The sequence below is a fragment of the Robinsoniella sp. genome, assembly GCF_034124845.1.
In genome coordinates, this window is sequence record NZ_JAWYAJ010000357.1 from 7,652 (window position 1) to 17,927 (window position 10,276).

Annotated in this window: 9 protein-coding genes and 1 pseudogene; 2 read left to right on the top strand and 8 right to left on the bottom strand. The window is 41.3% G+C overall.

Annotation, left to right across the window (positions count from 1 at the left end; translation table 11 throughout):
• Positions 1-232 (top strand): annotated as a pseudogene (locus tag ACH2DQ_RS17925) (YhgE/Pip domain-containing protein); the annotation flags it as partial.
• Positions 233-262: 30 nt separating this feature from the next.
• Positions 263-1,627, top strand: coding sequence for an Ig-like domain-containing protein (locus ACH2DQ_RS17930; protein ID WP_394916053.1), 1,365 nt, complete (start codon positions 263-265; stop codon positions 1,625-1,627).
• Positions 1,628-1,720: 93 nt separating this feature from the next.
• On the opposite strand, the gene ACH2DQ_RS17935 is transcribed toward ACH2DQ_RS17930, so the two are convergent.
• The 8 genes from ACH2DQ_RS17935 to infB all read right to left on the bottom strand — a co-directional run.
• The gene (locus ACH2DQ_RS17935; RefSeq protein ID WP_394916054.1) at positions 1,721-3,883 is read right to left on the bottom strand and encodes a polyribonucleotide nucleotidyltransferase; all 2,163 of its coding nucleotides are present in this window, start codon (positions 3,881-3,883) and stop codon (positions 1,721-1,723) included.
• A gap of 178 nt (positions 3,884-4,061) precedes the next feature.
• A complete protein-coding gene (gene rpsO, locus ACH2DQ_RS17940; protein WP_027294240.1) occupies positions 4,062-4,328 on the bottom strand; it encodes a 30S ribosomal protein S15 in 267 nt (88 codons plus the stop codon).
• Positions 4,329-4,490: 162 nt separating this feature from the next.
• Positions 4,491-4,919: a DUF3592 domain-containing protein gene (locus ACH2DQ_RS17945; RefSeq protein ID WP_394916055.1), complete on the bottom strand. Its 429-nt coding sequence runs from the start codon at positions 4,917-4,919 to the stop codon at positions 4,491-4,493.
• A gap of 3 nt (positions 4,920-4,922) precedes the next feature.
• Positions 4,923-5,816, bottom strand: coding sequence for a bifunctional riboflavin kinase/FAD synthetase (locus tag ACH2DQ_RS17950; RefSeq protein WP_394916056.1), 894 nt, complete (start codon positions 5,814-5,816; stop codon positions 4,923-4,925).
• Positions 5,817-5,839: 23 nt separating this feature from the next.
• The gene (gene truB / locus ACH2DQ_RS17955) at positions 5,840-6,736 is read right to left on the bottom strand and encodes a tRNA pseudouridine(55) synthase TruB (protein WP_394916057.1); all 897 of its coding nucleotides are present in this window, start codon (positions 6,734-6,736) and stop codon (positions 5,840-5,842) included.
• The gene (locus ACH2DQ_RS17960) at positions 6,733-7,701 is read right to left on the bottom strand and encodes a bifunctional oligoribonuclease/PAP phosphatase NrnA (RefSeq protein WP_394916058.1); all 969 of its coding nucleotides are present in this window, start codon (positions 7,699-7,701) and stop codon (positions 6,733-6,735) included. The genes truB and ACH2DQ_RS17960 overlap by 4 nt, the downstream gene beginning before the upstream one ends.
• Complete coding sequence (gene rbfA / locus ACH2DQ_RS17965; RefSeq protein WP_394916059.1) at positions 7,694-8,080, bottom strand: 30S ribosome-binding factor RbfA; 387 nt, start codon at positions 8,078-8,080, stop codon at positions 7,694-7,696. Before rbfA ends, ACH2DQ_RS17960 begins: the two co-directional genes overlap by 8 nt.
• A gap of 19 nt (positions 8,081-8,099) precedes the next feature.
• A partial coding sequence (gene infB / locus ACH2DQ_RS17970) for a translation initiation factor IF-2 (protein ID WP_395027729.1) occupies positions 8,100-10,276 on the bottom strand: 2,177 nt, incomplete at its 5' end.

Genomic DNA, 10,276 nt, shown 5'->3' on the forward strand with positions numbered 1-10,276 from the left:
AGTGACTCCCCGGTTTTTCCAGAATGTATATCCCTTCCTGCCATTTACCTATGGGATCAATGCAATGAGAGAGACGGTTGCCGGTATCTATGGCAGCAACTATATCAAAGATCTGCTTCATCTTCTGGTATACGTACCACTTGCCCTGATGCTGGGTCTGATCTTACGAAAACCGCTGATCCGGCTGAATGTATTCTTTGAAAAACGGCTTGAAGATACACATTTGATGTAAATATAATATCGAATTAAGGGAGGATTTGTAATGAAAAAACTAGAAAAAATGATGATGCTTTTTACCCTGGCATTCTGCCTTGCTTTCACAATGGGGCTTGCGGTTTGTGCTGCTGAGAAACCGGTAACCGGCGGAAGCAGTCCTAAATCTGCCGCTGAATTAGAATATAATATCCGCTATATGGACCGTCTGGAGGATGCGGTCCCCCACAGTAAGTGGTACCAATTTACTACCACCAGCCAGGATGCCTATTATAATATTACCTGCAAAAACTTAAGTATTCCAACGGGATTACTTGCAGTATCCCAGCCGGATTTTGTACTTCGTACCGAAAATTTAATTGATCTGAATAACACCCGCATTCACTTAAAAGAAAATGAACATGGTAATATTAACCTGAAATTAGAGAAAAATACAACTTATTATATATCGGTAAATCCGGGAATCAACCCATCCAAAAATACCGGACAGTACAGTATACAGATCCGTTACCGTAATGACGCTGTCAGCGATATTTCAAGCCAGGCATCCAATGCTGCTCTGGGACAAAAATATACCTCTTCCCTGGATGGCAACGGTGATATTGACTGGTATCAGTTCAAAGCTCCTTCAGACGGAACCTATCATATCAGTTTTACCAACCACAACATGGAAACCGGTGCCCTGGATTCCCAGAAAGCAAATATGTATGTCTGCACGCCTTTTGAAGAACAGCTCTATCAGGAGAGCGCCGGGAAAGGAGAAACAAAGACGCTTACCTGCAGCCTGAATGCCGGGCAGACCTATCTGCTGAAAATTACCATGGGAACGAATAAGCGAACCAATACCGGAGATTATTCCTTCAAGATCTGGAAAGATGTTCCGGTCTCTTCCGTTACTATCAAACAGGGGAAAACCATTACCCTGGTAAAAGGAAAAACAAAACAGCTTCAGGCGGTGGTTTTACCCCAGTCAGCGACGAATCGATCGGTATCCTGGACATCCAGGAATAACAAAATAGCGAAAATCTCAAAATCAGGTAAGATTACCGCAAAAAATTATGGAATTACTAAAATCATCTGTACATCAAAGCAGGAAAATCATAAAAAATCGGTCTGTACGGTTAAAGTGGTACCTGTAAAGGAAAAAATAACGAGAATATCCGGGGAAGCCGGTAAAAACCTGCACATTACATGGAAGAAACAAACCGGAGTTACTTCTTATCAACTATACCGATCTGTTAATAAAAAGAAAGGATTCACCCGGATTGCAACCGTAAAAAACAATTGCAGTTATACCGACAAAAAAGTGAAGCCTAAGAACGTTTACTATTATAAGGTGCGTGCCTGTAAAATGAAAGGAGATACAAAGCTCTATGGTAAATTTTCTGATGTTCGTTATGGAAAATTAAAATAAGTTGAATAGAAAAAAGAAACAGCCAGTTGACACCCCCTATAGGGGAACTCACATCTGACTGTTTCTTCTCATTTAAGAGGATAAATTGATAAATTACTGCTCAGAAGGCTTCTCAGCTTTCTTTTCTGCATACTCTTTATGCTCTTTGTGCTCTTTATTCTCTTTGTTATCTTTATCTACATCTTTCATACTGAAGCTGATTCTGCCCATTTTATCCTTGCCAAGGCAAACAACTTTTACCATATCTCCAAGAGTCAGAACGTCTTCTACGCGGTTAATTCTCTCTTTTGAGATTTTGGAAATGTGAACCATACCTTCTTTGCCCGGAGCAAATTCGATAAATGCACCGAATTCTTTGATACTTACTACTTTACCAACAAAGAACTGTCCGGCAACAAAATCAGTTGTAATAATTTTGATCATATCGATTGCTTTATCCATGCTGTCTTTATCAACGCCACAGATGGAAACTGCACCATCATCTGTGATATCGATCTTAACACCGGTCTGCTCGATGATCGCATTAATTGTTTTTCCTCTTTGTCCAACTACATCACCAATTTTCTCAGGATCAATTTTGATCTGTACGATCTTTGGTGCAAACTTGCCAACTTCTTGGCGGGGTTCTGCAATTGCTTTATTCATAACTTCATCTAAAATGAAAGTTCTTGCTTCTTTTGTTCTTGCTATCGCTTCTTCAATAATCGGTCTTGTAAGTCCATGAATCTTAATATCCATCTGGATTGCAGTAATACCGTCATGAGTACCAGCTACCTTAAAGTCCATATCTCCAAAGAAATCTTCCAGGCCCTGGATATCGGTCAATACAAGATAATCATCATCTGTATCACCGGTTACAAGTCCTGCTGAAATACCAGCTACCGCTTTTTTAATCGGTACACCAGCTGCCATGAGAGACATACTGGATGCACAGATACTAGCCTGAGAAGTAGAACCATTGGATTCAAAAGTTTCAGATACAGTTCTGATTGCATATGGGAATTCTTCTGCACTTGGCAGTACTGCAATTAGAGCACGCTCTGCAAGAGCTCCATGTCCGATTTCACGACGTCCCGGTCCTCTGGAAGGCTTTGTTTCTCCTACGGAGTAGCTTGGGAAGTTATATTGATGCATATATCTCTTAGAAGTCTCAGCTTCGTCTAAACCATCGATCCTCTGAGCTTCTGATAAAGGAGCAAGTGTGGTAATGGTACAGATCTGTGTCTGTCCACGTGTAAACATTGCTGAACCATGCACTCTTGGAATTAAATCTGTTTCTGCTGCTAATGCCCTGATCTGGTTGATTGCTCTTCCGTCCGGACGTTTATGGTCTTTTAAGATCATCTTACGAACTGTCTTTTTCTGGTACTGGTAAACAGCCTCATCCAATACAGCAAGCCATTCTTCGTTTTCAGCAAAGCTTTCTGTTAATTTATCTTTGATAATACGAATATTACCTTCTCTGGTCTGCTTGTCATCTGTGAAGACAGCTTCTTCCATCTGCTCTGGTGTTACAATTTCTTTCATTGCTGCAAATAATTCTTCCGGAACAGCACAGCTTGTATAAGTATGCTTTTCTTTTCCACATTCAGCAACAATGGTATTAATAAATTTGATTACTTCCTGATTTAATTCATGTGCAGCAAAAATTGCTTCAATCATTTTTGCTTCCGGAACTTCGTTTGCACCGGCTTCAATCATGATTACTTTATCTTTGGTTGATGCAACAGTTAACTGAAGATCCGATACTGCTTTCTGAGCTGCATTGGGGTTAAATACCAGTTCTCCGTCTACAAGTCCTACCTGTGTTGTGGAAGTTGGACCGTCAAATGGGATGTCAGATATAGCAGTTGCGATAGCAGAACCTAACATAGCGGTTAATTCCGGGCTGCAGTCAGGATCTACTGACATAACCAGGTTATTTAAAGTAACATCGTTACGGTAATCTTTTGGGAATAATGGTCTCATTGGTCTGTCGATTACACGGGATGTGAGGATCGCATTTTCAGATGCTTTACCTTCTCTTTTATTAAAGCCTCCCGGAATCTTTCCAACAGCGTATAATTTTTCTTCATATTCAACGCTTAACGGGAAGAAATCAATTCCTTCTCTTGGCTTTTCTGAAGCAGTAGCTGTTGATAATACGGTGGTCTCACCATAGTGCATAAATGCTGCACCATTTGCCTGTGCTGCAACTCTTCCCACATCTACGGTAAGCGTTCTTCCAGCCAGTTCCATTGAAAAACTTTTGAACATATTTTGTCTCCTTTTAATTTACTGTAGTATACTTTCCGAAACAACTGAAAAACAGACTTTCCGAAAATCTGCTTTTCAGTGGTCTCGGCTTCTGTGATACTACATATTCTAGTTAATTGTTAACGGGTTGCGAAACAAACTTAAGGGACGGATTCCTCCGCCCCCAACTTTGTCTGAATTATTTTCTGATTCCTAATTTTGCAATCAAAGTACGGTATCCTTCAATATCAGTTTTCTTTAAATAAGCAAGTAAACCACGTCTCTGACCTACCATTTTAAGAAGACCTCTTCTTGAATGATGATCTTTCTGATGCTCTTTTAAATGCTCAGTAAGTTCCTGAATTCTTGCTGTTAAGATTGCGATCTGTACTTCCGGTGATCCTGTATCTCCAGCTTTTCTGCCATACTCGTTAATAATTGCTGTTTTCTTTTCTTTTGAAATCATCTTGATTTCCTCCTTATTTTTTAATCGCCTGATACTAAGAACATGGTCGGAGTTGTCCAAAATTCTGAATAACGGCTGTTTTAACGCGCATAAGAGACACAAAACTCACATGTAAGTCCCATCTCACGCACTTCGTTAGTATATCACATCTAAATTCTTACGTCAACCTCTCGTTGCAAATAAAAGGAAGGTTATTCCACCTGCTATGCAGAATAAAAACCCTAATAAATAAACGGCGGTCAGCAGATAAGACCGTGGATCCTTTTCCAGAATACTAAAATGATAAGGCTTTTCCAGATTAAAACAGATCTTTAAATGCTGGTTCATTCTGAATTCACTTGGATTGCTCCCCTTTTCATATCGCTCTTTAAAGAGCAGTCCATTGGCATAATATGCAATTACCGGATAATAGTAATGATGTATTCCGGCCCTCTCGCCTTCTTCGTCCGGTTTATCCATAACCAGATCTACAACCTGTCCGTCCGCTCGTCCCTGATATTTTTCTTTTCCCTGAAAGTAATATCGAAAAACGGCGGTACCAAGAACCAGGACAACACCAATAAAAATGAATACCCCACTTAAAATTAACATCTATTACTCACCAAAATATTCCTTTCCAAACTCAATATCTCTGTGCATGCACTCTTTTAATTTTTCTAAGGAATCAAATTTCATCTCAGGGCGCTCAAACGTATAGAGCAGAATCTCAATTGTCTTGCCATAGAGATCCTGGTCAAAATCAAAAATATACGTCTCAACACCCCGGAATGATTCGCCCACAGTAGGCTTATAACCAATATTGGTAATGCCGGGATACAGCTTCCCGTCAATTACGGTCTTAGATGCATATACGCCATTGGGCGGCAATAACTTTTCTTTCTCCGGAACCAGATTGGTAGTAGGCATTCCAAGGGTTCTGCCGATTTTTCTTCCATGAAGCACTTCACCGATGATACCATACGGGCGTCCCAGAAGTTCATTTACAACTCCCATATTGCCTTTTTTTAACTCTTCCTTTACAAATGTACTGCTGATATCTTTCCCCTCATATTTCTTTTTATGAATCACTTCTACCTGATATCCATATTTATCCTGAAGGTTCTGCAGGAGTCTGTAATCTCCCTTTCTCTGATATCCGAAATGAAAATCTGTTCCTACAACCAGATATTTTGCATGAAGGCGTTCTGACAGGATCCGGGATACAAACGCTTCCGGCTCCATATGGGATATTTCCGGCACAAAAGGACATTCGATCAGACAGGAAAGCCCCTGGTCTTCCAGAAGTGACCTGCGCTCCTCGCCTGTTAATAATACTTCAGACTTGTTTGAGTTCAGGGTGAAAACTACACCTTTTAAACCATCCCGCTGAAGCTGTCTGACACGCCTGATCAACCTTTGATGCCCTCTGTGTAAACTGTCAAATTTACCTAAGGTTACCGCACATTCTTCCTTACAGCTAAATTCTGTCGTTCCTACGATGTACTCCATACTCTTTTGTCCCTCCAGTTGCCTTAAACGTTAAATATCTTGACCGGTTTAAATCTTTTTTCTGCTTTTTCATAGCCGTATATAGCAAAAAACTGTCCCCCGGCATCATAAACCCTTACGGGTCCATCCTGCAAAGGAACCTGCACCGACATATGCTTTTCATAAAACATATTGCCATTGTATAATAATTTGTGGAACTCTTCACTTACATCAACCCTGGGGTATTCCATGAACATTTCGTCAATCGGCGTAATATGATCCATCAAGGATCCGTTATCCCGCAATTCTTCGATCTGCCCCAGCGTAAAACTGTCTGCAATAGCAAAGGTTCCCGCTTTTGTTCGGATCAGACTTTCCATGCAGCCGCCACAGCCAAGTTTTTCACCAATATCATGACACAAAGTACGTATGTAAGTTCCCTTTGAGCAGGAAACGGTCATGGTAACACGAGGCAGCGCAGTCTCTTCAACTTTAATCTCATGGATATGGACTAATCTTGCCTTCCGCTCAATGACTTTCCCTTCCCTAGCCAATTCGTACAGTTTCTTTCCGTCTACTTTTAATGCGGAGTACATGGGCGGAATCTGTTCATAATCACCTCTAAAGCTCTGTATTGCTTCCAGCACTTCCTGTTCCGTAGATGTCACTTTACGTTCCGACAGGACTGCTCCGCTGGTATCCTGTGTATCTGTTACGGTACCAAGAAGCATCACCGCCCGGTATGTTTTATCCCGGTCTGTAAGCATATCACAAAGTTTTGTACCTTTTCCCAGACATACAGGAAGAACACCGGCAGCATCGGGATCCAAAGTACCGGTATGACCGATTTTTTTCTGCTTTAGAATACCGCGCAGCTTAGCTACTACATCATGGGAAGTATACCCCTGTTCTTTATAAACATTTATAATTCCATGAATCACTTTTCTTTCTCCTGCATCAGCTGCTTTTCTATATGTTTTGTCAAGTTATTAAGCACATCATGCATGGTTCCCTGCATTGTACATCCTGCAGCACGTACATGACCTCCACCGCCAAAATAAGCTCCTATTTTGCTTACATCAACAATACCATTGGATCGCATGCTTACCTTAAATTCCTGGTTTCCGGTCTCATAGATGAAAATTGCCACTTCCACACCTTTTGTATTGCGAAGCTGGCTTACTATTCCATCCAGATCTTTTGGTTCTACTCCATAAAAAACCATATCTTTTTGACGGATCGCGCTGATAATGCATTGTCCATTCAGAACCATGATGCTCTCCAGGAGCGCTCTTCCCAGAATCTGATTCTGTACATACGATTTTTTATAATACGTATCATCTAAGATTCCGGAAAAATCTATTCCTTTATCCATCAGGTCCGCTGCTGCACGCATCGTTTTCGGTGAAGTACAGCTGTACTGAAAGACTCCCGTATCATGTGCGATTCCCATGTAGAGTGCTTCCGCTATTTCTTTTGTAATCTTATCTTTGTCTAACACATCATAAACCAGTTCAGAAGTAGAGCTTGCTTCCGGGACAATATAATCCACATCAGCAAATCCGGAATTGCTGATGTGGTGGTCAATGCACATCCTGCGTTTTGCAGTTTCAAAATAAGTTGCTGCATCTCCCAATCGCCCTTTATCGCCGCAATCCAGGGAAATAAAAAGATCATATTCCATATTCTTGTCACAGGTATGGTGAATCTCATCAGTCCCCTGAAGAAAACGGTAAGAGTTCGGAATCGCCTCTAAATATACATCTACATCTGTAATATGCGGGAAGTTTTTCTTAATATAGAGATACATTCCCATGCTGGAACCCACGCAGTCACCGTCCGGCCTGATGTGGCCGGCGATTGCTACCGTTTTCACATGATTCAGTTCAGATGCTATGTTATTCATTCTCATCATCCTTTTCTGTCTCTTTGATATCTTTGTTGACATCATCAATAAGTTTCGACATATTCACACCGTACTCAATGGACTGATCTAAGATAAAGCGAACTTCAGGCGTATTGCGAAGATTAATCGTTCTGGCAAGCTGCCTGCGGATATAACCCTCTGCGCTTTTCAGCCCTGCAAGTGTATCTGCCTGGGATTTTTCGTCTCCCAGAACGCTGATATACGCTTTACAGCTTTTCAGATCCGGTGCTACTTCAACGGCAACTACAGAAGTCATAGGATTAATCCTGGGATCTTTGATTTCCCCACGGATTATATTGGATAACTCATGCTGAACTTCTGCATTGACACGTGTATTTTTAATACTGTTTTTTCTCATATTTAAAACTCCGTTCTACTTAACGTGGAACCTCAACCATTGTGTACGCTTCTACCTGGTCAAACTCTTGCACGTCATTGAATTTTTCAAATACCAGACCACATTCATAACCTGATTTTACTTCTTTTACGTCATCTTTAAAACGTTTCAGTGATGCAAGCGGTCCTTCAAAAATCTGATTTCCTTCTCTGGTAATACGTACGGAACATCCTCTCTGGAAAATACCATCCAGCACATAGGAACCGGCAATTGTACCAATACCGGATGCTTTAAATGTCTGGCGTACTTCTGCATGCCCCAGTACTTTTTCTTCAAATACAGGATCCAGCATACCCTTCATTGCTGCTTCCACATCAGCGATTGCATCATAGATAACACGGTATAAATTCACATTTACACCTTCGCGTTCTGCAGTAAGCTTAGCAGTTGCATCCGGACGGACATTAAATCCGATAATAATTGCATTAGATGCTGATGCCAGGATAACGTCAGATTCATTGATTGCACCAACTCCGCCGTGGATAATCTTAACTACCACTTCATCATTGGAAAGTTTTAAGAGGCTCTGTTTTACTGCTTCTACACTACCCTGTACATCGGCTTTCACGATAATTCCAAATTCTTTTAAATTACCGGCTTTAATCTGTGTGAAGAGATCGTCCAGAGACATTTTTGCTTTTGTATCTTCCAGAAGTTTTTCACGTCCCTGACTGATAAAGGTTTCTGCAAAGCTTCTTGCTTCTTTATCGCTGTCAGTTGCTACAAATATTTCACCTGCGTTTGGTACGTCGCTTAATCCTAAGATTTCAACTGGTGTAGAAGGACCTGCTTCTTTTACTCTTCTTCCCTTGTCATCCATCATAGCACGAACTTTACCAAAACAGGAGCCTGCTGCAATTGGATCACCAACTCTTAAAGTACCTTTTTGAACCAGAACTGTTGCTACCGGTCCTTTTCCTTTATCCAGCTCTGCCTCGATTACAAGTCCTCTGGCTTTTCTCTTAGGATTTGCTTTTAACTCTGCGACTTCTGCTGTTAAGATAATCATTTCCAGAAGCTGATCCATACCTTCCTGGGTATGAGCAGAAACCGGTACAAATATGGTACTTCCGCCCCAGTCTTCCGGAATCAGTTCATATTCGGATAATTCCTGTTTTACTCTTTCGATATTGGCACTTGGCTTATCAATTTTGTTAATCGCAACGATAATTTCAATTCCGGCTGCTTTCGCATGGTTGATAGCTTCAACGGTCTGAGGCATTACACCATCATCTGCAGCGACTACCAGAATGGCAATATCTGTAGAATTTGCACCACGCATACGCATAGCTGTAAATGCTTCATGTCCCGGTGTATCCAGGAATGTAATCTTCTGTCCGTCAATATTAACCACATATGCACCAATATGCTGTGTGATTCCCCCTGCTTCTTTTGCAATAACATGTGTGTTACGGATTGCATCCAGAAGGGATGTTTTTCCATGGTCAACATGACCCATAACACATACTACCGGAGGTCTTGCCACTAATGTTGCATCATCATCGTCATCCTCTTTTAAGAGTTCTGCGATCACATCTACTTTTACTTCATGCTCTGCAATACAGTTGTATTCCAATGCAATTTCTTCTGCCTTATCATAATCGATTTCATGATTTACCGTAACCATAGTACCCTGAAGGAATAATTTCTTAACAATGGCAGCTGCCTGGATTTTCATTTTATCCGCAAGTTCTTTAATCGTCATTACATCTGGTAAAATGATTGTCTTGATTTCATCTTCCTTCTTTTCCACTGGCTGTGGTACCGGCTTAACTGGTTTAGCAGTCTTATTAATAGCTTTCCCGCCCTTGAAATTACTATTCTTCTGATTTGGACGGTTTCCTTTGTTTTCTTTTGAAAATTTATCAGTCTTATCAGATTTATTAAATTTATCTGCTCTGTTTCTGGATTCTTTTGTAATTGGCTTGGATAAATCTGATTTTGGAGCGCTTGATGCGGCACCGTAAGAACCCGTTCCCTGTGAGCGAGGACCATTATTGTAAGGTCTCTGGCCGCCTTGACCGCCCTGGTTATTGTAAGGTCTCTGGCCGCCTTGACCGCCCTGGTTGTTGTAAGGTCTCTGGCCGCCCTGACCGCCCTGATTGTTGTAAGGTCTCTGGCCGCCCTGACCGCCCTGATTGTTGTAAGGTCTCTGGC